At 68.5% G+C, this 24,058-nt stretch carries 19 protein-coding genes; 12 read left to right on the forward strand and 7 right to left on the reverse strand.

Annotation, left to right across the window (positions count from 1 at the left end):
• Positions 1–2: 2 nt before the first annotated feature.
• The 3 genes from G1H10_RS29455 to G1H10_RS29465 all read left to right on the forward strand — a co-directional run bounded on the left by G1H10_RS29455 (position 3) and on the right by G1H10_RS29465 (position 3,109).
• Positions 3–1,073 carry an ABC transporter ATP-binding protein gene (locus tag G1H10_RS29455; RefSeq protein WP_163744726.1) on the forward strand — a complete coding sequence of 357 codons (1,071 nt, stop codon included), beginning with the start codon at positions 3–5 and terminating at the stop codon, positions 1,071–1,073.
• Positions 1,054–2,097 (forward strand): ABC transporter ATP-binding protein, encoded by a 1,044-nt coding sequence (locus tag G1H10_RS29460; protein WP_163744728.1) that lies wholly within the window; start codon positions 1,054–1,056, stop codon positions 2,095–2,097. The genes G1H10_RS29455 and G1H10_RS29460 overlap by 20 nt, the downstream gene beginning before the upstream one ends.
• Positions 2,098–2,392: 295 nt before the next feature.
• Complete coding sequence (locus tag G1H10_RS29465) at positions 2,393–3,109, forward strand: hypothetical protein (RefSeq protein WP_163744730.1); 717 nt, start codon at positions 2,393–2,395, stop codon at positions 3,107–3,109.
• Here the strand turns inward: G1H10_RS29465 and G1H10_RS29470 are convergent.
• Entirely contained in the window at positions 3,016–4,686 is a 1,671-nt protein-coding gene (locus G1H10_RS29470; RefSeq protein WP_163744732.1) for an MFS transporter, read from the reverse strand. The two genes, G1H10_RS29465 and G1H10_RS29470, sit on opposite strands and share 94 nt — an antisense overlap.
• 89 nt (positions 4,687–4,775) lie before the next feature.
• Between G1H10_RS29470 and G1H10_RS29475 the strand changes: the two genes are divergently transcribed.
• Positions 4,776–5,183: a winged helix-turn-helix transcriptional regulator gene (locus tag G1H10_RS29475; RefSeq protein WP_163744733.1), complete on the forward strand. Its 408-nt coding sequence runs from the start codon at positions 4,776–4,778 to the stop codon at positions 5,181–5,183.
• 119 nt (positions 5,184–5,302) lie between these two features.
• On the opposite strand, the gene G1H10_RS29480 is transcribed toward G1H10_RS29475, so the two are convergent.
• The gene (locus G1H10_RS29480; RefSeq protein WP_163744735.1) at positions 5,303–5,920 is read right to left on the reverse strand and encodes a TetR/AcrR family transcriptional regulator; all 618 of its coding nucleotides are present in this window, start codon (positions 5,918–5,920) and stop codon (positions 5,303–5,305) included.
• Between the two features lie 300 nt (positions 5,921–6,220).
• Positions 6,221–6,775: a TetR/AcrR family transcriptional regulator gene (locus G1H10_RS29485; protein WP_163744737.1), complete on the reverse strand. Its 555-nt coding sequence runs from the start codon at positions 6,773–6,775 to the stop codon at positions 6,221–6,223.
• A 111-nt stretch (positions 6,776–6,886) separates the two neighbouring features.
• On the opposite strand from G1H10_RS29485, the gene G1H10_RS29490 reads away from it, so the two are divergent.
• Positions 6,887–7,261 carry an FAD-dependent oxidoreductase gene (locus tag G1H10_RS29490; protein ID WP_163744739.1) on the forward strand — a complete coding sequence of 125 codons (375 nt, stop codon included), beginning with the start codon at positions 6,887–6,889 and terminating at the stop codon, positions 7,259–7,261.
• A gap of 33 nt (positions 7,262–7,294) precedes the next feature.
• Positions 7,295–8,047, forward strand: a complete 753-nt coding sequence (locus G1H10_RS29495; RefSeq protein WP_163744741.1) for a hypothetical protein — start codon at positions 7,295–7,297, stop codon at positions 8,045–8,047.
• A 130-nt stretch (positions 8,048–8,177) separates the two neighbouring features.
• Here the strand turns inward: G1H10_RS29495 and G1H10_RS29500 are convergent, their stop codons facing one another.
• The gene (locus tag G1H10_RS29500; RefSeq protein ID WP_174264777.1) at positions 8,178–9,512 is read right to left on the reverse strand and encodes a 6-phospho-beta-glucosidase; all 1,335 of its coding nucleotides are present in this window, start codon (positions 9,510–9,512) and stop codon (positions 8,178–8,180) included.
• Positions 9,509–10,261, reverse strand: a complete 753-nt coding sequence (locus G1H10_RS29505; RefSeq protein WP_163744743.1) for a DeoR/GlpR family DNA-binding transcription regulator — start codon at positions 10,259–10,261, stop codon at positions 9,509–9,511. Before G1H10_RS29505 ends, G1H10_RS29500 begins: the two co-directional genes overlap by 4 nt.
• Before the next feature lie 306 nt (positions 10,262–10,567).
• Between G1H10_RS29505 and G1H10_RS29510 the strand changes: the two genes are divergently transcribed.
• The 5 genes from G1H10_RS29510 (at position 10,568) to G1H10_RS29530 (ending at position 18,116) form a co-directional block, all read left to right on the forward strand.
• Positions 10,568–11,692: a PfkB family carbohydrate kinase gene (locus G1H10_RS29510; protein ID WP_216853789.1), complete on the forward strand. Its 1,125-nt coding sequence runs from the start codon at positions 10,568–10,570 to the stop codon at positions 11,690–11,692.
• 51 nt (positions 11,693–11,743) lie between these two features.
• Positions 11,744–13,192: an extracellular solute-binding protein gene (locus G1H10_RS29515; protein ID WP_163744745.1), complete on the forward strand. Its 1,449-nt coding sequence runs from the start codon at positions 11,744–11,746 to the stop codon at positions 13,190–13,192.
• A gap of 78 nt (positions 13,193–13,270) precedes the next feature.
• The gene (locus tag G1H10_RS29520; RefSeq protein WP_246220113.1) at positions 13,271–14,290 is read left to right on the forward strand and encodes a carbohydrate ABC transporter permease; all 1,020 of its coding nucleotides are present in this window, start codon (positions 13,271–13,273) and stop codon (positions 14,288–14,290) included.
• Positions 14,287–15,090, forward strand: coding sequence for a carbohydrate ABC transporter permease (locus tag G1H10_RS29525; RefSeq protein ID WP_163744749.1), 804 nt, complete (start codon positions 14,287–14,289; stop codon positions 15,088–15,090). Before G1H10_RS29520 ends, G1H10_RS29525 begins: the two co-directional genes overlap by 4 nt.
• Positions 15,091–15,290: 200 nt before the next feature.
• Positions 15,291–18,116, forward strand: coding sequence for a sugar-binding protein (locus G1H10_RS29530; RefSeq protein WP_163744751.1), 2,826 nt, complete (start codon positions 15,291–15,293; stop codon positions 18,114–18,116).
• 135 nt (positions 18,117–18,251) lie between these two features.
• On the opposite strand, the gene G1H10_RS29535 is transcribed toward G1H10_RS29530, so the two are convergent.
• On the reverse strand, positions 18,252–20,603 hold the full coding sequence (locus G1H10_RS29535) for a PQQ-binding-like beta-propeller repeat protein (RefSeq protein WP_163744753.1): 2,352 nt from the start codon (positions 20,601–20,603) through the stop codon (positions 18,252–18,254).
• A gap of 459 nt (positions 20,604–21,062) precedes the next feature.
• Here G1H10_RS29535 and G1H10_RS29540 point away from each other — a divergent pair, with 459 nt between their 5' ends.
• Positions 21,063–22,328 (forward strand): DegT/DnrJ/EryC1/StrS family aminotransferase, encoded by a 1,266-nt coding sequence (locus G1H10_RS29540; RefSeq protein ID WP_163744754.1) that lies wholly within the window; start codon positions 21,063–21,065, stop codon positions 22,326–22,328.
• Positions 22,329–22,358: 30 nt separating this feature from the next.
• On the opposite strand, the gene G1H10_RS29545 is transcribed toward G1H10_RS29540, so the two are convergent.
• Positions 22,359–24,056, reverse strand: coding sequence for a hypothetical protein (locus tag G1H10_RS29545; protein ID WP_163744756.1), 1,698 nt, complete (start codon positions 24,054–24,056; stop codon positions 22,359–22,361).
• Between the last annotated feature and the right edge of the window lie 2 nt (positions 24,057–24,058).

A 24,058-nucleotide genomic window follows, 5' to 3' on the forward strand; every position in this document is an offset into this window, starting at 1 on the left:
AGATGACCGGGCCAACGCCGCACACTCAGGCACACGAGCGGTCTGCCGGCGCACCGCTACGGGCTGCCGGCGCACCGCTCTTGAGCGTGCACGACCTGCGGGTCGAGTTCGGCACCCGGGCCGGCATCATCCGCGCCGTCGACGGCGTCTCATTCGACGTCCGCCCGGGCGAGACACTTGCGATCCTCGGCGAGTCCGGCAGCGGGAAGAGCGTCACGTCGCAGGCGATCATGGGGATCGTGCCGAAACCCGCCGGCCGGGTGACCGGTGGCCAGATCCGCTACCGCGGCGCCGACCTGCTCTCGCGCCCGCCGGGCGAGGTCCGCAAGCTCCGCGGCACCGAGATCAGCATGGTCTTCCAGGATCCGCTGAGCTCGCTGAATCCGGTCTTCCGGATCGGCTACCAGATCGGTGAGATGTTCCGGCGGCACCGCGGCTACTCCCGCAGGGACGCGCGCGACGCCGCGGTCGAGCTGATGGAGCGGGTCGGCATCCCGGCGGCGCGCGAGCGGGTGGACGACTTCCCGCACCAATTCTCCGGCGGGATGCGGCAGCGGATCATGATCGCGATCGCGCTGGCGCTCGATCCGGCGCTCCTGATCGCCGACGAGCCGACGACGGCACTGGACGTGACCGTGCAGGCGCAGATCATGCGGCTGCTCGCCCGGCTGCAGCGCGAGGAGGGCATGTCGATGATCCTCATCACTCATGACCTCGGCGTAGTCGCCGACGTCGCCGACCGGGTGCTGATGATGTACGCGGGGCGAGTCGTCGAGACCGGCGACATCCGCGAGGTCTACGACCACTCGGCCCATCCGTACACAAACGGCCTGATGGCGTCGATCCCGGACCTGGACCATCCGTCCGACCGGCTGACACCCATCAGCGGCTCCCCACCGAACCTGTTGGACCTGCCGAGCGGTTGCTCGTTCCGGCCGCGGTGCCCGCACGCGCGACAGTTGTGCGCCGACGACGATCCCGGCCTGTACCACGTCGGACAGCGACCGGTATCGCACCTCGCCGCCTGCCACTTTGCCGAGGAGGTGACCGCAGATGTCCGCGAGCGCATCTGAGCGGGACCGCGCGGTCACGGCGAGTCCGCTGCTGTCGGTTCGTGATCTGCACACGACGTTCCCGGTGCGGTCCCGCTTGCTGCGGCGGACCGTCGCACACGTACAGGCGGTGTCCGGCGTCTCGTTCGACCTGTATCCCGGCGAGACACTCGGCCTGGTCGGCGAGTCCGGATCGGGCAAGTCGACCGTGGCGCGGACCATCCTGGGTCTGGAGAAGGCGACGGCCGGAACCGTCACGTTCGACGGGCGCGACCTCACCTCCCTTTCAGCGTCCGAGATGCGCCCGGTGCGACGAGACGTCCAGATGATCTTTCAGGATCCCTACTCGTCACTCAACCCGCGCCGCACGGTGGAGGAGATCGTCCGCGAGGCATGGGAGATCCATCCCGGCGTCGTACCCAAGAGCCGATGGAAGGACGAGGCCAGGGAGCTCCTCGAACGGGTCGGGCTGAATCCGGACCATGCGGACCGCTACCCACACCAGTTCTCCGGCGGGCAACGGCAGCGGATCGGCATCGCTCGCGCGCTGGCGCTGCATCCGAAGCTGATCATCTGCGACGAGGCGGTCTCCGCGCTGGACGTCTCCATCCAGGCACAGGTGCTGAACCTGCTGCAGGACCTGCAGCGCGATCTGGGCCTGACGTACCTGTTCATCGCACACGACCTGTCCGTTGTGCGGCACGTCTCGACCAGGGTGGCGGTGATGTATCTCGGAAAGATCGTCGAGATGGCCGGGCGGCGAGAGATCTTCGAGCAGCCCACGCATCCCTACACGCAGGCTCTACTGTCCGCGGTGCCCGTCCCCCGACCGTGGGACGCACCGCGACGTGCGGAGATCGTCGTCGCCGGCGACATCCCGTCGCCCGCCAACCCACCGTCGGGCTGCCGTTTCCGGACGAGGTGCTGGAAGGCGCAGCCGCGGTGCGCCGACGACGAGCCCGCCCTGCAGCCGCGCCTCGGCCTGCACCCCAGCGCCTGCCACTTCGCCGAGCCTCTGCAGACCGCCGATACCGCACCGATGTGAACCCGGAGCACACTCACCACCCCGCGGGCGGCGAGCAGACCCGCACGCGGCGGCGCCTGTCCCGAACCCACACCCCTGCCCTAAATGATCATGTGAAGTGGGTCTTCTCGTGCCGTAACAGGTCTGCAGACATGGTAGAGCACGAGAAAACCCACTTCACATGATCATTTAGGTCCCGCATGGCGGTGGTGAGGCTCGTGACCGGTCCGGTCTGGTGGGTAAAGGACTAGCACGTACGCGGGTAACAGACCAGACTAGGACCAAGAGCCTGTTGAGCCTGTGGGGGTGCACCTACATGTCCGGCCTCACCGAATCGCCCGCCGTGCTTCCCGTCCTGTCGCGCGGCAAGCACCGCCGCCCACGCAAGGGCGCCTGTTTCATGGAGTTCGCCTCCTTCCTCGCCGGCGAACGCTGGAGCGACCACCCTGACTGCACGCATCCGCTGCTGGCGTCGATGGCCAGGCAGGTCAACGACGTGGTCGCCGACAGCTACCGCCCCCGGCTCGCGGAGCTGGTGCCGGCGGTGATCGGGGTGAACGGCGACGACCCGCACCTGGACGCGATCATCGCCCGCCGGGCGGCGGCCACGGCGCTCCCGGTGGCGGCGGCGTGGAGACAGCGCGTGCTCTCGGTCGCTCTGCTGTCCGCAGAGCGGGTTCTGGCCGAACTCGACGGCCGCCCGGCGGACAGCATCAGCGACATGAGCCAGCGGGCGCTCGCCCACGCGCCGGACGCGACGAAGTGGGCCCGCTCGTTCAGCGTCGGTGCGGCAACCACGCCACGCGGGTTCCGCCGGCACGCGGGCCCCACCGCCGTGCGTTGTTCAGTCGAGGGAATCGCGCAAGCATGCGCTCCGGATACGGACCGCATGCTGCACGATCTCCTCGCTCGCACGATCGAGGACTGCCGTCAGTGGAGTCAGCTGCGCACGCCCGCCACACCGGACGCCGGCCGCTGGGAGGACGCCTGCAAGCTGACCGGCGTGTCGGCGGGCGGCGTCACCGTGAGCTGAGCGACCACACCGTCACGGGGCGTGCGGTCGGCGGGTGCGCGCCCGACGATCGGCTCTACCTGGGTAGGCACCGGTTCGGCAGGGGTCGATGCTGAACCGGGCGCCGACGAGCTCGTGCCCGTCTTCCGGACGGCCAGCGCGACGACGGCGCCGACGACGGTGACCAGCGCGGCCACCCAGCCGGAAGCCCGGAGGCCGTCGATGGTGGCGATGCCTGCGCCGGACCCGTCGCCGTGCCCCGCGTTGGCGACGGCGATCAGAACGGCCAGCCCCATCGCGCCGCCGATCTGCTGAGCGGTCGAGGTCATCGCCGACGCGACCCCCTGTTCCTGATCGCGGACGTCGGACCCGGCCGCCGCGAACACCGCGGGATAGGCCGTCCCGGCGAACAGGCCGAACAGCGCCAGCCCTGGCAGCAGCGCCCAATAACTCCCCTGCGGTGCCATCGCCAGCACGATGGCGACGATCGATCCGGCGATTCCCAGCAGCCCGACGAACAGCGCCCGCCGCATGCCCCACCGGCTCAGCAACCTCGGCAGCAGCAGCCACGAGCCCGCCATCGCCAGCGCGCTCTGCGGGAGGAAACCCAGGCCGGCCGTCAGCGCATCGTAGCCGAGCATGTCCTGCAGGTAGGTCGTGTACAGGTAGTGCATCCCGGTCACCGGTCCCATCAGGACGAAGATGAGTCCGACCGCCGCCACCAGGTTCCGGTTGCGCAGCATCTTCAACGGCATGAGCGGCGCCGCGGTCCTGCTTTCGATCAGCAAGAAGACGCCGAGCATGGCCACCCCGGTCACCACGGTGACGAGCGTCGTCGGCGAGCTCCAGCCCGCCTCGGACCCGTTGACCAGTGCAAAGACCACGAGCAGCGAGCCGACCGTCGCCGCCGTCGCCCCAGGCACATCGAAGCCCCGGCGAGCACCGCCGGTTCGGGCGTCCGCGGCCAGCACTTTGGGTGCTGCCGCGGCGGCGACCGCCGTCAGCGGGATCATCACGGTGAAGACGGATGCCCAGCCGAACGCGCTGGTCAGCACGCCGCCCGCGGCGCCGCCTGCCAGTGCCCCGGTGGCGCCGGCCAGGCCCCAGACCGCGAGCGCCCGGGTACGCTCGGCACCCGCGGCGAATCGGGTGTTGACCAGCGCCAGCGTCGCCGGGAAGAGCAACGCCGCGGCTACCCCCTGGCCCGCCCGCGCGGCGATCAGGATGCTCGGGTCGGTCGCGAGCGCACCCACGACGGATGCCACACCGAACGAGACCGCGCCGGCGACGAAGACCCGGCGAGCCCCGATGCGGTCCACCAGTCTCCCGCCGAGCAGCAGAAAGCCACCGAAACCCAGGGCATACGCGCTGACCACCCATTGCAGTGACGACGCGGTGAAGCCGAGCTGCCGGCCGATCTCCGGCAGCGCGATGTAGACGATGTTGAAGTCGACAGAGACGATGAAGTGCGCCAGCGCCAGCAGCGCCAGCGCCAGGCCGGAACGCCGGGTCCGGTCGTCCTGGCGAGACGGCGTGTTCCGCCGACCTAACCCGATGTCCGATGCCTGCGCGCCGTCCTCGTTCGTGGAGGAGGTCATGTCTTGGTCTCCATTCATGTCCTTGGGTGATGTTTTGTTACTGAGAACATGATGTGTGACTATGAGCATCGGCGGAAGGAGGCACTTTCATGTCCCAGCGGAACACCGATGTGACCGCCCAGGTCATCCAGGATCAGGCGTGCCCGATTGTCGAGGTGCTCGACCACGTGGCGGGCAAGTGGAGCATCGGCGTCATCGTCGCCGCGGCCGACGGCCCCATCCGCTTCACCGAGCTCGAGCGTGCGGTGAACGGCATCAGCCGCCGGATGCTCACGCTGACGCTACGCAAGCTCGAGCGTGACGGCCTCCTCGTGCGCACGGTCTACCCGACGGTGCCCCCCAGGGTCGAGTACTCGTTGACCGACATGGCCCGAGAGCTGCACGCTTCGCTCCTGACGCTCACGTCGTGGGCCGAACGTCATCGTGCCGACATCATCGCCGCCCGCGCCGAGTACGACGAGCGCGAGGACGCCGAGCTGTCCACCGCCACCGCATGAGCGCCGCCACCGCATGAGCGCCGCCCTCAGGTGAACACGACCCCTCAGGTGAACACGACCCTCAGGTGAGCATGGCCTTCAGATGAGCAACGCCGCCCGCAAGCGCCGCGGCCCGTGCCCTACTCGTCGAGATATCGCTGGATAACGGGCGCCACCAGGGAGATCAGCTCACCTACGGGAGCCGACGCCATCGGCTCGATCTTGACGAGATAACGAGCCACGCTGATCCCGAACAGATGCGAGATCGCCGCCTCCACCCGCAACTCCGAGTTCGGACCACGCAGCGCCGGCGCAACGCGGGACAACATGACCACGTCCGCGAATTGGCGAAACAGCTCCGCCGCGCTCTGCTGCGTCATGGCCGATCGGACCATCGCCAGGATCGACTCTCGCTTCGCCGGGTCTTCCCAGACCCCGAAGTAGAGCGCCGCCATCCGCCGGGCCCGTTCAGACGGCGCCGCCGCCGCGATCGCCGAGGCGATTCCCTCCGGATCGAACGGCGGCTCGATCGACGCGACCAGCAGCCGCTCCTTGGCACCGAAATAGTGATACATGAGCGCGGGATCCACTCCGGCACGGCTCGCGATCCTCCGCATCGACGTGCCCTCGTAACCGTGTTCCGCGAACTCGAGTCGCGCCGCGGCGATGATCTGGTTACGAGTGTCCGGACGCCCGGGGCGGCGTCCCGGGCGGCGTCCACCGACGGCTCCCTCCATGGCCTTTGTTCGCCGTGACATCAACCGCACACCGCCGGCGGCACAGCAGGGACCTGCCCGTCGAGGGCGATGGCGACGGCGCCCCCGACGACTCGACGCACCGATGAACCCGCGACGAACTGCTGCGATCGGCAGACGTCCGCCCGGGGCTCAGCGCCGACGCAGGCGCGGACACTCCCGAGCCGGGGCGGACGTCTCGCATCGATGCGGCCGGCGCCAGTCGCGCCGTCGCGCACGTGACTTAGGTCCGTTCCGTCCACGACGCCTCGCTGCGGTCAATAAAACGAATCCTCATTTTCCAACTAGCGTACCACCAGCCGATCACGGCTCCGGCTCGTCCAGATAGCGCTGGAGCGTCGGACCGAGCCAGGCGACCACATCTTCCCGGCTCATCTCGACTACCGGCGGGAACCGCAGAATGTACCTGCACAGCGCGAACCCGAGAATCTGACTCGCGGCCAGACCCGCACGCCGGCCCGCCTCCTCCGGCGAGACCCAGAACTCCGTCATGACGGGCAGAAGCTGTCCGGCGAAGATGGCACGCATGCGCTCGGCGGCATCGTCGTTGGTCACACCGGAGCGCAGCAACACCATCAATGCCTCGTCATCCTCCCACCGATCGAGGAAGTGCCGGACCAGAGCGCCACCCACCTGCTCTCGCGGCAGCTCGACGAGGCGCGGCACTTTGAGGTCGAAATCCGAGGCGGCCGCGAAAAGCTGCTCCTTGCTGCCGAAGTACCGCATCACCATCGACGGATCGATCCCGGCGTCGTTGGCGATGGACCGGATGGTGCCGCGCTCATAGCCGTCCTTCGCGAAGCGCTCACGTGCCGCGGCCAGGATGATCGCTTTGGTCTCAGTTGACGTTCTGCGCATGCGCACAGGCTATACCAACAACCGTTGGCCAACAAGTGTTGACATCGCGCCGGGCGACTCCTATATTTGTGCCAACAGTTGTTGACCAACAGTTGTTGGCAAGGAGGAATCATGCTCCCCACCACTACGGACGTCCTCGTCATAGGCGCTGGCCCCACGGGCTTGACATTGGCGCTCTGGCTGGCCGGAAGCGGCCACAGCGTGACCGTTGTCGACGACCAAGCCGCCGGAGACAACACGTCGCGGGCCGCGGTCGTCCACGCGCACACGCTGGAAACCCTGGACCCCTCCGGCGTCTCCGATTACACCGCCTCGCGGCGACCGGTCGCCGTCCACGTGGTCAACCTCGCCGACCGGCTCACCCGGCTCGCCACCACCGGCCACGCACTGCGACCGCTGCGCAACGGCATCCTCCGGCTGCTCGGCCGGATCCCGGCATTCCGCCGGCGACTCGCGATGCAGCTGTCCGGGCTCGTCTACCGCTGATCGACACCGTCCACACCACACGATTGGAGCGTCATGCGCATCGTCAACAAGCACCTCAATCCGGCTCCGGCCAGCCTGCGCGAGCCGAGTAGCACCGGATACCTCCTGCTCGCCGCCGAGGTCGACCGCCGGCCGATGTTCCTTCCGCCCAAAGCTGCCAAGCGCAGGCTCATCGGTGAAGCGAAACAGCTGGCGCACGAACTGATGGCGGACGACGCGGTCGTGCGCGCCACGGTGTTCCGTGGCTTCGCCAACCTGGTCTTCGGCCAGAACCACGGCTTACTGCGGCGGGCCACGACGTCGGGCCGGCTGCAACGCGCCCGCTACGACGTCGTCGTACTCATCGAGACGACGGATCCCGCCGCCGCTCGCTCCCTCCGGCATAACACCGTCTACCAGCGGCTGGCCGCCCGGATTCAGCACAGCGCCCGCCGCACGTACGAGGTGGCCGCCGAGAACCCACGCAACATGGGCGACGTGGATGCCACCCGGCAGGGCGTGTTCTTGTTCAACTTCTTCTACGCCGACGACGAGCGCGAGTTGATTCCCGTATGGGAATACACGGCGGGCTGGTGGAACGTGAAGACCCAGTTGGACAACTCGCGGGTGCTGCGACCCATCGAGGATGAACGGCGCGACTACGGCATCATCAACCACTGCCGCTGGGACAGCCTGCGCGTGGTCGCACCGAACATGATCTTCCGGCCGTCGTTCCGCCGCTTCGTGCTGGCCAACTTCGCGGCGAACGGCATCTCCGCGCAGCCGATCCTCTACCGGCGTGCATGAGCGCTACGCACTCGCGCCGGCTCCTTCAGACGCGGATCAGCTCAGCAGGAGCCGTCGGCGGCGACGAGGAGGTGATCACGTCAGCACCGAGGAGCAGGCGATCATCAGCGAGGATCAGAGGATCAGGCAATCAGTCGGCGGGCAGGGCGGCGCGGAGCTCCGCCAACTCGTCGAGCTCCCGCGCCAGGATCCGCTCCGCCGCGCGCACCGAGCCCACGAGCGGATGGATGGCCAGCGCCTTCACCGCGTGCGACCGCGAACCGCTGATCGCGGCCTCGATGGTCGTCCGCTCCACCGCCTTGACACTGGAGACCAGCGCCGCCTCCGGCGCGCCCAGCGAACCGGCGGCCACCGGATGGGCACCGTTCCGTCCCACCAGGCAGGGCACCTCCACCACCGCGTCCGCATCGAGATTCGGTATCGCGGAACGGTTGCGCACGTTCAGCACCAGGGTCGTCTTCTCGTCGGCGGCGATCGCACGCATCAGCGCCAGCGCCACCTTGTCGTAGCCTCCGCCGTCCAGATCGTCGGTGTGCCGGTGGCCGGCGCCCGACGCCTCCCGGCTCTCGGCCATGTAGGTCGCCTCCCGCTCCCGGCGGACCTGGTCCCAGCGCGCGGCTGCCCCCGGCTCGTCGGCGCCGCGGTAGAACGCCGCCTGCTGGTCGAGGAGGAACTCGCCGCGCGTCGCCGGAGCCTCGGTGATCGAAGCGATCGCGTCCTGCGTGAAGTAGTAGTAGTAGAGGTACTCGTTCGGGATCGCGCCGAGCGCGCGCAGCCACGGACCGCCGAACAGCTGCCCCTCCTCGAACGTCGCCAAGGCGTCGTCGTCGGCCAGCAGGTCGGGCAGCACGTCGCGGCCATCCACCAGGACGCGGCGCAGCCAGCCCAGATGGTTCAGCCCGGCGTAGTCGAACCAGGCGCTGGCCGGTTCCACTCCGAGCGCCCGCGCCACCCGCCGGAACAGCCCGACCGGGGAATCGCAGATCCCGATGACCCGGTCCCCGAGCACCCGGCTCATCGCCTCGGTCACCATACCGGCCGGGTTCGTGAAGTTGATCACCCAGGCCGACGGAGCGTGCTCGCGCACCGCCTCGGCGATCCGCAACGCCACCGGCACCGTACGCAGGCCGTAGCAGACCCCGCCGGCACCCGTGGTCTCCTGGCCGAGCACGCCTTCGGCGAGCGCCGAACGCTCGTCCAGGGTGCGTCCGCGCAGGCCGCCGACCCGGATCGCCGAGAAGATGAAGTCCGTGCCTTTCAGGGCGGTGGCCAGATCGTCCTCGACGATGATCTCCGGACCACCACCTCCGGACGACGCCTCGTCGAGCACGGCCCGCACCGCCCGCACCCGGGCCGGATCCGTGTCATGCAGGACGACCGTCTCGACGCCGGAGTCCTCCGACGCCAGCGCCGAGTGGACGAGCGGCACGCGGAACCCGCCGCCGCCCAGGATCGTCAGCCTCATGCGGTGATCACCTCTACTCCAGATTCACGCAATGTATCGAGGGTGTCCGGCGACGCCCCGTCGTTCGTCACGACGACGTCGAGGGCGTCCGGGCCACACACGGTCGCGTAGCCGTTGCCGGGAAACTTGGACTCGTCGGCCAGCAGGATGACCTGGTCCGATGATGCGATCATGGCGCGCCGCCCGGGCACCTCGACGGCCGTGGTGTCCACGACGGTCCCGTCCGGACGCACACCGCTGGTGCCCATGAACAGCCGCCCAGCTCGGACCTGTCGCACGCAGTCCTCGGTGAGGAACCCCACCAGTGACCGGTAGTTCCGCCGCACGACGCCGCCGAGCAGGATGAGTTCGATCTCGGGGTCGGGCACCAGTTCCTCATAGACGGCCAGGTTGGAGGTCATCACCGTCACCGATCGCCCGTGCAGGTAGGTGGAGAACTGATGGACCGTGGTACCGATGTCGAGCATCAGGACGTCGCCTTCGCGGACCAGGTCGGCGGCGCGGCGCGCCACCGCGTCCCGGGTCTCCTTGCCGACCGTGGCCACCTCGGCGAACGGTTCCTCCAGCGTGTTGGTGGCGGACGCGCCGCCGCGGACACGGGTCAGCAGGTCGAGCCGCTCCAGCCGGTTCAGGTCACGACGGATCGTGGCCTGGCTGACGTTGAGACGCTCAGCCAGCGTGCCGACCGCCACCGGGCCCTCGGCACGCAGGATCTGCATGATCATCTCGTAGCGTCGCTGTGCAAGCACGAATGCACAATATCAATCAACCGTGCGCATCTGTCCACTGGAGATTTGTAATATTGCGCGAAACTGCACACAAACGCCGATGAGACGGGACCGTTACAATCAGGTCTTGTCAACTTTGCGCAGGACCGCTATGTTCTTACAACACAACATGCTCGACGGACCCCGGACGTCGCGCACCGACGGACCCGCGCATGGGCCGGTGGCCGGATCACACCCGGATCGTCGGCCTTTCGCGATCGACGGTCGGCACACCATGCACATCACGGACCACGGCCAAGCACCACGACCAAGCACATCGAGGTATACGTGCCCAGCAGCAGCGACCATCCCATCTCCGGCCAGACGGTCGGGCCGCAGCCTGACCTCAGGTCGCCGTACGATCCGTTGGCTGCCATCCGCCGGGACGACGATCCGGAGTTCGACGTCTTCCTCACCGGAACCGTCTTCTTCGACATCATCTTCATCGGTTTGGAGGCACCGCCGCAGACCGGCACCGAGGTGTGGGCGTCCGGCATGGGGTCCTCCCCCGGCGGCGTGGCCAACATGGCCGTGGCATGTTCCCGGCTCGGCCTGCGCACCAGCCTGGCGGCGACGTTCGGGGAGGATCTGTACGGCGACTACTGCCGCCAGACCCTCGGCATCCAGGAAGGTGTCGACCTGTCCTACTCCCGCTACGTCACCGGGTGGCACTCCCCGGTCACGGTCTCGGTGGTGTACGAGCGGGACCGCACCATGGTCACGCACGGCCACATCCCCGATGTGCAGGCCCGGCTGGTACGGCAGCCCCCGCAGGCACGGGTGTCGTTCGTCGACCTCGGCTCGGACCGGCAGCCGTGGGTCGACGCGTTCGCCGCCGACGGCGGGCGCATCTTCGCCGACCTGGGCTGGGACCCGGAGGACCGGTGGGACATCGGGAGGCTGCGGGAGGGCCTGCAGGATTGCTATGCCTTCTCCCCGAACGCGATGGAGGCGATGGCCTACACCCGCACCGACACGCCCCAGAAGGCGCTGGAGGTGCTCGCCGAGCTCGTCCCGCTGGCCGTCATCACCTGCGGCCCCGACGGCGCCATCGCCCACGACCGGGAGAGCGGGGTCACCGTGCACGCGCCGGCCATACCGGTGGAGGCGATGGACCCGACCGGTGCCGGCGATGTCTTCGCGGCGGGCCTGATGGTGGGCACCGTCGCCGGCTGGCCGTTGGAGCACCGTCTGCGGCTGGCCAACCTCGGTGCCGCGCTCTCCGTCCGGCATTTCGGCGGGGCGCTGGCGGCACCGGGCTGGGGCGACATCGCCACCTGGTGGCGGGAGACCGGCTCGAAGGACCCGGTCCTGGCCGATGATTACACCTTTCTCTCCAAGACCCTCCCCGACTACGACCTTCCGGAGGTCTCCAGGGCGATCGCCACCCTAGGCTTCCGGTCGAGGCGTTGAGCAACCACGGCCAGTGGTAGCAGGGAGCACCTACACCAGAAGGGCAGTTAGATGAAGAGCAGTCTCACCAGGATCGGCAACGCAGAGCCGGGCGGCCCCGGCAGGGTCCGTGCGTGGGCGCGGTTCGCCGCCGCGGCGTCGGCGATCGCGATTCTCGCCGCGTGTGCGCCCGGCGACGACGAGGACGACGACAGCGGCGACGGCGGCGACGGCGGCGACACGAGCGAGACCGACTCCGGCGAGTCGGACGAGTCGGGCGGCAGCGACGTCCAGACCGATCCGTCGCAGCTCGGCGAGATCACCTTGACCGTCTGGGACCAGGAGGTCCGGGGCGGGCAAGCCGAGCAGATCGAACAGCTCAATGCGGCGTTCGAGGAGGCCTACCCGAACATCACGATCGACCGGGTGTCTCGCTCCACCGAGGATCTGAGCACCACCTTGCGGCTCGCCCTGACCGACGCCGAGCCGCCGGACGTCGTCCAGGCGAACAACAGCCGTGCGGAGATGGGGCAGTACGTCGGATCCGACCTGCTGCTGCCGCTCGACGACTACGCCGAGGCCTACGGCTGGTTCGACCGGTTCCCGGAGTCGGTGCGGTCGCTGGCGATGTACAGCGACGACGGCAGCGTCTACGGCGACGGCGAGCTCTACGGCCTGCCCCAGATGGGGGAGATCGTCGGCCTGTTCTACAACAAGACGAAGCTCGACGAACTGGGCCTGGAGCCACCGGCGACCACGGAGGACTTCGACGCGGCCGTGCAGGCGGCGCAGGACGCCGGTGAGATCCCGATCCACTTCGGCAACTCGGAGCCGTGGGCCGGCATCCACGAGTACGGATTCGTCCAGAACCAGTTCGTCGACGCCGAGACCATCCGTGACCTCGGCTTCGGCCGGCCGGGCTCGTCGTGGACGTCGGAGGACAACGTCGCCGCGGCGGAGGAGATCGTCTCCTGGGTCGATGAGGGGTACTTCGTCGACGGATTCGGCGGCATCGACTACGACACGTCCTGGCAGGCGTTCGCCCAGGGTGACGGCGTCTTCTTCGTCGGCGGCACGTGGCTCGTCGCCGACCTGCAAGAGGCGATGGGCGAGGAGGTCGGCTTCGTGTTGACGCCGGCCGGCGCCAGCGGACAGAACCTGGTGACCGGTGGCATCAGCATCCCGTGGTCGATCCCGGCCAACAGCGACGCGCAGGATGCGGCGGCCGCCTACATCGACTTCATCACCAACGCCGAGGCCATGAGCACGGTCACCGAGACCGGCAACCTGCCGGTGGTGGACGCGGGGTCGCAGCAGGTGGAGGGTCTGCAGGCGGAGGTGTTCGACGCGTGGGCCCGGGCCGGCGAGGAAGACCTGCTGGTGCCGTACCTGGACTACGCGACCGAGACCTTCTACGACACCATCACCGCGGCCATCCAGGATCTCCTGGCCGGGCAGCAGAGCCCGCAAGAGTTCCTGGACACCCTCGAAGCGGAGTACACCGCCCAGGTCGGCGGCTGACGCTCATGATCTTCAACCGTTGCCCCGGCGATGGCCGGGGCAACGGTTGAAGATCACCGGAAGAAAGAGAGAGTGACGTTGCCGCAGGAGATACGGAGCGGCGAGACCACGACGCGGCGGGCGGGACGCGCCGGCCAAGCCCCCGCCCGCCGCCGTCGGCAAGGCCCACCTGGTGAGCCACGAAACCTGGCATACCTGTACATCTTGCCGGCGGTGGTGGTCTTCGCCCTCTTCATCGGCATGCCGCTGGTGCGCACGGCCACCTTCTCCCTCTACGAGTGGAACGGCCTGGGCGCCAGCACGTGGGTCGGGCTGGACAATTTCCAGCAGGTCTTCACCGATCCCCAGCTGCGAGGCGCGCTCACGCACGCGCTGGTGCTGATCATCTTCTACTCCGCCATCCCGGTCACGCTCGGGCTGCTGATCGCGGCGACCATGATGCGCGCCCGGCGGATGCGGGGTCTGGCGGTGTTCCGGGTCTTGATCTTCCTGCCCCAGGTGATCCCGATGGTCGTCGTCGGTATCGCCTGGCGGCAGATCTACCAGCCGGACGGGCCGCTCAACGACCTGCTGCGCGCCGTCGGGCTGGACGGTTTCGCCCGGCCGTGGCTCGGCGACTACACGTGGGCGCTGCCGTCGGTCGGGCTGGTGGGCACCTGGGTCGGCACCGGGCTGTGTTTCGTGCTGTTCCTCGCCGGGATGGCGAAGATCCCGCGGGAGCTGTACGAGGCGGCCAGGCTGGACGGCTCCGGCCCGCTGCGGGAGTTCTTCGCCATCACGCTTCCGGCGGTCCGTGGTGAGTTCGCCGTCGCACTCACCCTCACCATCATCGCCGCTCTGAAGACGTTCGACCTGGTCTACGTGATGACCAGCGGCGGCCCGGGCCGCGAGACCACGGTTCCGTCGTTCGAGGTCTACCAGCGCGCGTTCCAGTTCGGCCAGGTCGGTTCCGCCGCCGCGCTCGCCCTCGTCCTCACCGCCACGATCTTCGTCGTCACGGTCCTGGTCAACCGGATCGGAGCCGGCGACGACGACACCACGCCGAACCCGCGCCGCCGTCTCTCCCGGCGCGCGGCGGCGCGCCAGGAGGCCCGATGATCTCCCGCACCGAACGCCTGCTCAACTACGCGATCCTGGTGCTGTTCGCGACCGTCGCGCTCTACCCGGTGCTGCTCATCGTCTCCACCGCGCTCTCTCCCGACCGGATCGGCGATACCGGCGGGCTGCACTTCGGCAACTTCGCCGACGCGTGGGACCAGGGACGGTTCGGCTCCTACATGGGCACCAGCGTCACGGTCGCGGTGCTCGTCGTCGGCATGGCGTCGCTGTTCTCGGTGATGGCCGGATACGCGTTCGGCACGATGCGCTTCCGCGGCTCCGAGGTGGTCTTCTACATCATCCTGCTCGGCATCATGGTGCCGGCGGAGGCGCTGGTCATCGCGCTCTACTTCGACCTGCGCGAGGTCGGGCTGACCAACACGCTGGTGGCGATCGTGATGCCCCAGGTGGCCCAGTCGGTCGCCTTCGGCACGTTCTGGATGCGGGCGTACTTCCGGACCAGCTCACGCGAGGTGGTGGAGGCGGCCCGGCTGGACGGCGCCGGTCACTGGCGGACGCTGTGGCGGGTGCTGGTGCCGATGGGCCGCCCGGCGATCACCACCATGCTGGTGCTGATGTTCATGTGGACCTGGAACGAGTTCCTCATTCCGCTGGTGATGGCCACCAGCGAGGATCTGCGGACGGCGCCGCTGGGGCTGGCGTTCTTCCAGGGCCAGTACACCTCCGGCACCGCGCTGCTGGCCGCTGGCGCCACCCTCGTCGCGCTGCCCGTCGTCGTGGTCTACCTCTTCCTCCAACGCCACTTCATCCGCGGCATGGTCGAGGGAGTGGCTAAATGATCATGTCAAGTAGGTCTTCTCCAGCACCCCCATGTCTGCAGACCTGTTACGGCACGAGAAAACCTACTTCACATGATCATTTAGGACCGGGGGCGCGGGGGCCGCCGGGACGCGTGGGTGTCCGTATCCGCACAACCCCGTCCCGCAAGAGATCGAGTATCACGCCTGTCTCACATCGCCAGAGAAAGGACGGAACTTCCATGCGATTATCGAAGCGCCTGGCGGCGATCCCCGCAGCAGCGCTGCTGGTCTCGCCCCTGGCCGCCGCGTCCGTCGCCGCGGCCGGGCCGAACGGCGACTCGGCCGGCAAGGCTGCCGACGGCACCGTCGACCTCGACGTGCTCTACGTCGGCGCCCATCCCGACGACGAGGCCGGTCTGCTGGCCACGTTCGGACAGTGGAAGGAGTTCGACGACCTGAAGGCCGGGGTGATCACGGTCACCCGCGGCGAGGGCGGCGGCAACGCCGTCGGCCTGGAGGAGGGCCCTGAGCTCGGTATCCTCCGCGAAGCCGAAGAACGACGCGCCGTCGGCTACGCCGGCATCGAGAACATCTACAACCTCGACAAGGTCGACCTCTTCTACACCCTGAGCGCGCCGCTGCACCGTGACGCGTGGGACGCGGAGGCCGCCGACGACACACTCGCGCGCGTCGTCCGCACCGTCCGGGCCACCAAGCCCGAAGTAATCGTCACCATGAACCCCTCCCCCACGCCGGGCAACCACGGCGGACACCAGGAGGCGGCCCGGCTGGCGGTCGAGGCGTACCAGGCCGCGGCCGATCCCGACGCCTTCCCGGAGCAGATCGACGACGAAGGCCTCGAACCGTGGGCGGTCGGCCGCATCCTGCAGGGCGGCGCATCGGGATCCGGCATCACAGGGTCCGCATGTGAGACCACGCCCTATGAGCCCCGCGACCCCTCCGCCCGCGTGTTCGGCACCTGGCAGGGCCGGACGTCCGAGGAGGCGGGTGAGACCTGGGCGTTGCTCGAGCGGCGCGCACAATGGGAGTACGCGAGCCAAGGCTGGGCCGGCTTCCCTCCGCCACCCGACGACCCCGAGCAGATCGGCTGTGACTGGCTGACCCTGATCGACAGCCGCACTCCGCATCCGGACCCGGCCAGCGGGCCGACCGCCGCCGTGCAGGGTGCGGCGCTCCCGATCGACGGCGGGCTTCCGCTGGGTACGGAGCTGGCCATCGAGCCGTCGTCGTTCACCTTCCTGCCCGGCGTCTCCTTCGAGGCGACCGTGGAGGTCAAGGCCGCCGACCGCCCGCTGCTCCGCCCCCGGGTGGAACTCGACGTGCCGGACGGCTGGACCGTCGACGAGGTGGGCGCGCTGCCCACGGCGATCAGGCCCGGCGACGAGGTGACCGTCGACGCGGTGATCACACCCGCCGACGACGCCGAGATCGGCGGACGGTTCAACATCGGAGCGACCGTGACGACCCGGGACGGCGCCAGCGGCCGCAACGCCGCCGCCGTCGAGGCGGTCAACGAGGTGCACGGGCGGCTCTCCGCTCGGGAAGAGATCGCGGACTTCAACAGCTGGACGCACGAGCAGAACCTGCCGAAGCTGGAGACGCTGATCGCCCAGACCACGTCGGTCGGCACCGGGCGTTCCCAGGAGGTCACGGTCGACGTCACCAACGACGGCGACGACGTGGCCAGCGGTGCCGTGGCGCTCGACCTTGCCGATGGCTTCGCGGCGGAACCCGCCGAGCAGCCGTTCGACGACCTGGCCCCCGGCGAGTCGACGTCGGTGACGTTCGAGGTCACCAACACCGATACGTCACTGCCGACGTCGAGCAATGCCGATGGGGGCGGCTACCCGTTCCAGATCCTGACGACGGTCGGCTCTACCACCGATGTACAGGACGCACTGCTGGAGTTGGTGCCGACCAGCGAGGTGCCGCAGCTGGAGGAGGCGCCGACACTGGACGGCGTCGCCGACGACGGCGAGTACCCGGGCGAGGTGCTGGACGCCTCCACGCACTGGGAGGGGCAGCGCACGAGCGCGGACGACGTGTCGGCCACGGCCCAGGTCAGCTTCACCGACGATGCGCTCTACGTCTTTGTCGACGTCACCGACGACGTGCTGGGCACGAAGCTCACCCCGGAGGACTGCAAGCGGCACTGGCGGACCGATTCGGTCGAGCTGACCATCGATCCGCGCGGGACGTCGGAGAACGCCTCCACCGCGTTCAAGACCGGCATCTTCCCGATCACCGACGACCCGGACAATGGCGACGCGCCATGCTACGAGCGGGACGCCGACAACCACCAGGGTCCCGGCGACATCACCGCTCCGGGCATGGAGGTGGCCTCTGTGGTGCGCGGGGTCCGCGGCACCGCACACACCGCCGGCTGCGGTTCTTGTGGATGCGCGGCCTGCACGGGTGCGGCGGTCGAGGTCGATCCGGCGGACGAGTACACCGGCTACACCTTGGAGGTGAAGATCCCGTTCGAGGATCTGCCGGATAACGTCGATCCGGATCGGATGGGCTTCGACGTCCTGATCTACGACTCCGACACCCAGGACAAGACCGGCCAGACGCGGCTCGGCTGGTCCACGTTCGGCGGCGTGCAGGCGAACCCGAACGCATGGGGCCTGCTGACGCTCCCGGGGCTGGCGGATGCGGGACCGGATCCGCAGGAACCGATCCTGCCGTCGGAGGCGGCGTTGAGCGTCAACTCTCCGCAGAGCATCGCCCAGTCCGCGATGGACGGGGTTCCGCTCGGCAGCGGTCCCGGACTCGGGTCCAAGGCGCTGTCGGTGACGTCGGCCTCGCTGAGTGGTGACGCGGCGACCGTGCAGCTGCGTACCCGGGCCGCGGGTCAGGCCAACGTGTTCATCTGGGACGGCGAGAACGTGGTCGGCTCGGTGAACGGCGCCGACGTCGGCAAGGGCAAGACGACGCTCGACGTCCCGGTCGAACTGGGCGACGACGTCGGCGACGAGTTGCAGGCGCTGATCGCGTTCATGAACGACGACGGCACCGCCGCCGCAGCCGAACCCCTCGGCTGACCCAAGCACCGGGGAGGAACACAGTCGACCCCTCTGGCCCTGCACATGGTGGCCCACAAGGCGCACCGGGCAGGACCAGAGGGGTCGTTCATGTCGCGGCCACGGAGCGTGCGCGGCACACGCTCGCGCTGGTTCTCATCCCACGTCCGACCGCCCGGCCGCGGCGATCATCTGATCAGCTTCGGCAGCGTCGAGTATGCCCCGCTCGACCAGGTCCTCGGCCAGCGACGACACGTGCCTGACGAACGATCCATGGTTCGGCCACTCGCGATCATCGTGGATCAGGTCGTTGATCGTGCACCCATCGCCCGCGTACCGGTTCGGCACCTCGCTGTCGATGTCTCCCGCGTACACATGGTCACGCACATCAGAATCGGCGCACGTGTCGTGCGGCGGCCGGTAGCGCAACAGCCGGTTCGTGTTGGTTCCGTCACCGGTATGCAGCAAATAGAAGTCACCCCGCGGATCCAGCGTCAGACGGCGGGTGCCACCCTGCCGGAGGACGCTGACGGTCTTGGCGAGCGGATCCACGCGGAACAGGCGCGCGGCGGAGTGACCGTAGATGTGCTCGTCGGGGTGGAGTATGAGGTCACCGTCGGTCTCACCGGCGTTGCCCGTGAAGATGGTCGTCTCGTATAGGACGTCGTGCGTTTCCGGGTCCAGGATGAACAGCGTGCCGTCGGCCAGCCCCCACAGATTTCCGTCAGGTCCGGCGAGCAGCGCGTTGATACTGTACGCGCCTGGGATCGGCGCGAACTCGCCGGTCTTGTGACCGGTGGCGATATCCCAGGTGAAGATCTTCGCCTCAGTGGCGATGGGATCGGTTCCTCCACCTCCGGCGACGCTCGACCCACCGAAGAGCGTGCCGTCGATGGCCTCCAGAGACGAGATCGTCTGGTCCTGGACGATGTGGCGATGGACCTGGTGGGCGCCTGTGGTGAAGTCGTATACCGTCAACGCTCCCCCGTGTTCCCCATAGCCGGGAGTCGTCCCGACGTACAGCTTGCCGGCGGTGTCGAGAAGCGCGGTCGGACGGTTCTGCTCGTCGCCCTCGAGAGCGAACAGGACGCGGGGATTGGTACCGGCCTCCCACGGCCGGGCCGGGTCGTACTCCAGTAACCGGCCGGCAGGATAGGTGCCGATGTAGAGCTTGCCGCCGTGCCAGGCCCACCCCTCGGCCTGGCCGAGCCTCGGGTACTGAGTCGTCCGTCCGGTCGCCGGATCGTATACGCCGACGTCGCCATTGATGTACGCGCTGGTATAGACCTTCCCGTCACCGTCCGTTCCGGCGTGCAGGTGTGACAGGTCGGTCGGCACGCGATCGAAGGGCAGCGTATACCGGTCGAGCGTGCCCGCCACCGGGTCGTAGGTGAACGCCCGCCCCGCGTAGTTGCCCGCCAAGGCGTAGAGCACCTCACGTGACGGGTCGTCCGGAGACGGCAGCCACCCGAACCCGATCCCCGCACCGTCGACCGCCGCCGGCTCGCCGTCCACCAGCACCTCATGGACCGTGCTGGTCGGGAGGTCGTAGCGCATCAGCGCCGATCCCCCGGCCGTGTAGTAGACCGAGCGTCCGTCCGGGGCGAGTGGTGCCGTTCCGCGCGAGACGATGGGCACCGTCTGCGCGGTCTCGCCGGTGGCAGCCACCGTGATGTCCTGCATCTCACCGGTCACCGGGTCGAGCACCGCGAGAGCGGGACCAGGGTGCAGCTTCACGAAGAGCTTGCCACCCACGTAGTCGAGGTCGTACACCTCGGCGTAGTCGGACAGCGCAGCGGGCAAGAAGTCTTGACGCTCACCGGTGCCGAGGTCGACCCGCACCAGGTTGGCCCGCGCTCCGATGCCGGCGAACACGTAGTCGTGGTCGGCGTCGTACGCCACCGAGCGGACGTAGTTCTGCTCCGGGTCCATCCGTCCGTAGTCGGTGAAACCGTCCGCCGGTGAGTAGGAGAACAGGTGGGCGCCGGAGTATGTCCCTCCGAAGACGCTCCCGTCCGGACCGGGAACGAGCGAGTAGAGGTATCTCTCGCCGGAGACCGCTTGACCGAGATCGGTGAGGCGGTCGGCTTCAGGCTCGTACCGGTAGAGGTGTCCGTTGTAGTACGTGCCGATGTAGACGTTGCCGTCACTGGCGACGGTGACGCCCCATGCGCCGGAAGCGCCGGGTAACGGGATCGTCTTGATCAGCTCGCGGGTGCGGGGGTCGACGACGTTCAGCTTGGCCTGCTCGCTCGCCACCACAGCGTAGACGGCGTCACCACCGTGCGGACCTGGGCCGTAGGCACCTTCCATGATGGTGAGCGCTGTGACCGTGTGCCCCAGGTCGGTGAAGGTCCCGGCAGCACTCGGGTCGGGCGATGCCGGCTCGGATGGGTGCGGCGCGGCTCCGACCCCCGGGGCCGATATCGCCAGGACAAGGCATAGCGTGGCCCCAACCGCGGCGGCCAGGGCGCCGTTCAGCAGGGGTCGAGGACGAAAGAGAGCCATGACCGTTCCACCTCCGTGTCCACGGCGCCTGCACACCGCGAACATGCCGGGCCGCGTGGCGCGCGGGCGGAGCCCCGGTGCAGGGGCGTCCGGGTGCGGTACGCGACCGATGTGTGGATGCCATCGGAAATGACATCGGGAGATTACGGTCCGGCCGGATCGTCATATCGTTACGGTCGTAACGTAAGAGGAGACCTGCCTACTGTCAACCCTTCGACTGCCGCCGCTTCGCGCGATCACGGTGCCGAGCCACGCCTTCTCACCTGCGACGCTCGACGCAAACACGGGCACACCGGAGGTCTTGGCGCCTGCCCGCCGCCGCGCTCTCCACGCCGCGGGCACGCGTTGGCGTCAAAGCAATTCAAGACAGGCGGCAATAGATAATAGAGTCTAGAAAAAATGGCGTCCGGTGACTATTGTGTTCTGCACTGACCGTGCGTCTGTCCTAGGAGGCCGCTCGTGCCATACGAACCGCCGCTCGCCCTGCATGGCGGGACGCCGACCCGCACAGCCGCGTTCCCGTCGGTGTCGGACGCCGCTGGCCGGCGGCTCGGGGACGAGGAAGTCGCCGCGCTGGAACGCGTCGTCCGCAGTGGACAATTGAACTCGACCGTAGGCGCCGAGACGCGCGCATTCGAGCGGGAGTTCGCCGAGTACTACGGCGTGCCGCATGCGGTGGCGTCGAGCACCGGGACATCGGCCATTCACCTGGCCGTCGCCGCCGTGAACCCCGAGCCCGGCGACGAGATCATCACGACGGGTCTCTCCGATGCCGGTACCGTGCTCCCGATCCTGTTCCAGAACGCCGTGCCGGTCTTCGCCGACGTCGATGCGGCGACCGGCAACCTCGACGTCGCCCATGTCCGGGAGAAGATCACGCCTCGTACGCGGGCGATCATCGCCGTCCATCTGTTCGGGCAACCCGCTCCGGTCGCCGAGCTGCGCTCCCTTGCCGACGAGCGGGGCCTGGTGCTGATCGAGGACTGCGCTCAGGCCTACCTGACCCGATGTGCGCCGGATGGTGCCCTCGCGGGCACCGTGGGTCATCTGGGATGCTTCAGCCTGCAGCAGTCGAAGCACATCACCGCGGGCGACGGCGGCATCACGATCGGAACCGACGACGCGCTCACCCGCCGGGCGCGGCTGTTCGCGGACAAGGCGTGGCCGCGCGACACGGACGAACGCACACACCTGTTCCTCGGGCTGAACTATCGCATGACGGAGTTGCAGGCGGCCGTCGCTCGTGAGCAGCTGAAGAAGCTCGCCGGTGCGGTCGACAGCCGGTGCAAGGCGGCCGAGCCGCTGAACGCCGCGATCGAGGCCCTGCCCGGCCTGGCGACCGGCGCGACAGATGGGGCCACCTACTGGCTGTACCCGGTGTTCGTCGACCCGGCGGCGGCCGGTGCGGACGCGCATCGGTACGCCGAGGCGCTGCGGGCCGAAGGCGTTCCGGCCGTCGGCGGGTACATCCCGCGGCCGCTCTACCTCACGCCCGCCCTGGCGGAACGTCGTACGTACGGCGAGTCGGGCTATCCGCTGTCCGCGCCGCCGGCCGACGTCGCGCCGCGCTACGAGGCCGGCCTGTGCCCTGCGACCGAGGCACTGATCGGCGAGCGGATGCTCGTGATCCCCTGGAACGAGAACTACAGCGGCGACGATGTCGCCGACGTCATCGCCGCGCTGGAAAAGGTCCACCACGCCTTCACCGACGCGCCGCCCCCATGATCATGAACAGTAACCGTGCACATAGAACGGTTACTGTTCATGATCATCGGGTTGTGCCGCGTGGTTGAGTCGCGCGACGTCGTAGGCCGTCGACGGGAACACGGCGTAATCGTGGCCGTTGAACATGTCGCGAAGGTGGGTGAGGATCGAGCCGTCCCACGGCGTCAGGCCGGCCCAGGCACCGGCTTGACGTTCGTACGCCTCGAGGCCGATCGGTCCCCGGCCGTCGATGAATCTGTTCACGGTGAGGGTTCCGTCGTCGGCGACGACGGCGATGTTCTGGGTGAAGGTGGCGGCGAAGCGTTCCATGTCCGCTCCGGTGAAGACCGGCTCTCCCGCGCCCGCGAACACCGGGATGTCGCGGAACATCTCCAACGCGAAGTTCATGTCGATCTGGCCGTGGCTGACATCCTCCGCACTCTGGTTCCCCGGCAACCATGGCCGGTACTGCGAGGCCGGGTCGTCGATGTCCCAGCCGCTGTAGACCCGACCCTTGGACCACCAGTACGTCCATACGTAGGCGCCGCTCTCGGTGATCGTCAGATCATCGTGGAGGGTCCGTGCCATGGCGCGCGTCCGGTCAACGTAGCGCGCATCGCCCGTGACCGCGGCCAACTGCAGGGTGGCTCGACCGAGTGCGAGGAACTGGTTGATCGGTAGATCGATCCCCGCCCACCAGACAGGAGCATCAGGCGATGCGACGTAGTATCCCTCGCCGAGTTCGGTCTCGCGCCATTCCGGATCATGAACCGCGACGGCTTCCTCCGCGGCGGTCAGATACGTGTCCGCACGCTTGCGGTACCGGGCGTTTGCTCGCAGGTTCGGGTCCGACCTGACGATCCGGGCGAACATGACGAGAGGGAGCGCGATCTGGCCGGTGTGTACACCGAAGACGTACGGTGGCGAGGTCATCTGGTAATCGCCGATGGCGACGGTGTCCTGGGCGGAGCCACCTGGGCGCAGGTCCTTCAGCGTGACCTGCACCCGGTCCGGCGACTCCGTCCGGAACCCTCGCAGGACTCGGTCCACGGCGTAGTCGGCGCTCGACGTATCCAGGACGAGGTTGTCGTAACTCGTCGTCCGGTCATAGAAGCGGTGCCGGACATCGAGGCGGAACGTTCCGTCCCTCGACCCCGGCGACACTGTGGCGACGGCGTCGTCGGCGTAGGCGAGCGCCGTGCGCACCTGGAGAACGGGGCGCCCCTGGGTGTCCGGGACGACGGTTGTGCCAACCGTGTAGTGGTGGTCCGCACGCCACGCGGGGTGAGAGGCGCCCCGGTAGTCGCGGACTCCGCGCTCACTGTCGCGGTTCGCCAGGACATGATCGATGTGGTCGACCATCTTGTCCAGGTAATACGTGTCCCGGTACGTCTGGTACATGAGCGCATACCCCTGCAAGAGGTATGCCTCTCCCCAGGCGAGCTTCCCGCTGAGCCCCGAGCTGTCTTTGTCGTTCGTCTCGTCCTTCCAGCCGTGCCCGTCGTTGAAGGACTGGTCGAGGCGGTCGAACGCCTCGCGGGTCACGGAGTCGTATTCGCCGCCTCCAGCCGCCGAGGCGGCCTGCGGGCGCGTTCCGGGCAGGCTGAGCGCGCCGAGAGCTGGGGCAACGGTCGCGCCCAGGGAGGCTGCGCCGACGCCCAGCGCACGCCCCAGGAATGTCCGTCGCGTTGTGCCGCCCTGGCGTTTCGCTGGTGTGTCGTGCGATGTGTGCCGGCTTCGGTCGTTCATGA

It is taken from the genome of Phytoactinopolyspora halotolerans (assembly GCF_010550675.1).
Classification (GTDB): domain Bacteria; phylum Actinomycetota; class Actinomycetes; order Jiangellales; family Jiangellaceae; genus Phytoactinopolyspora; species Phytoactinopolyspora halotolerans.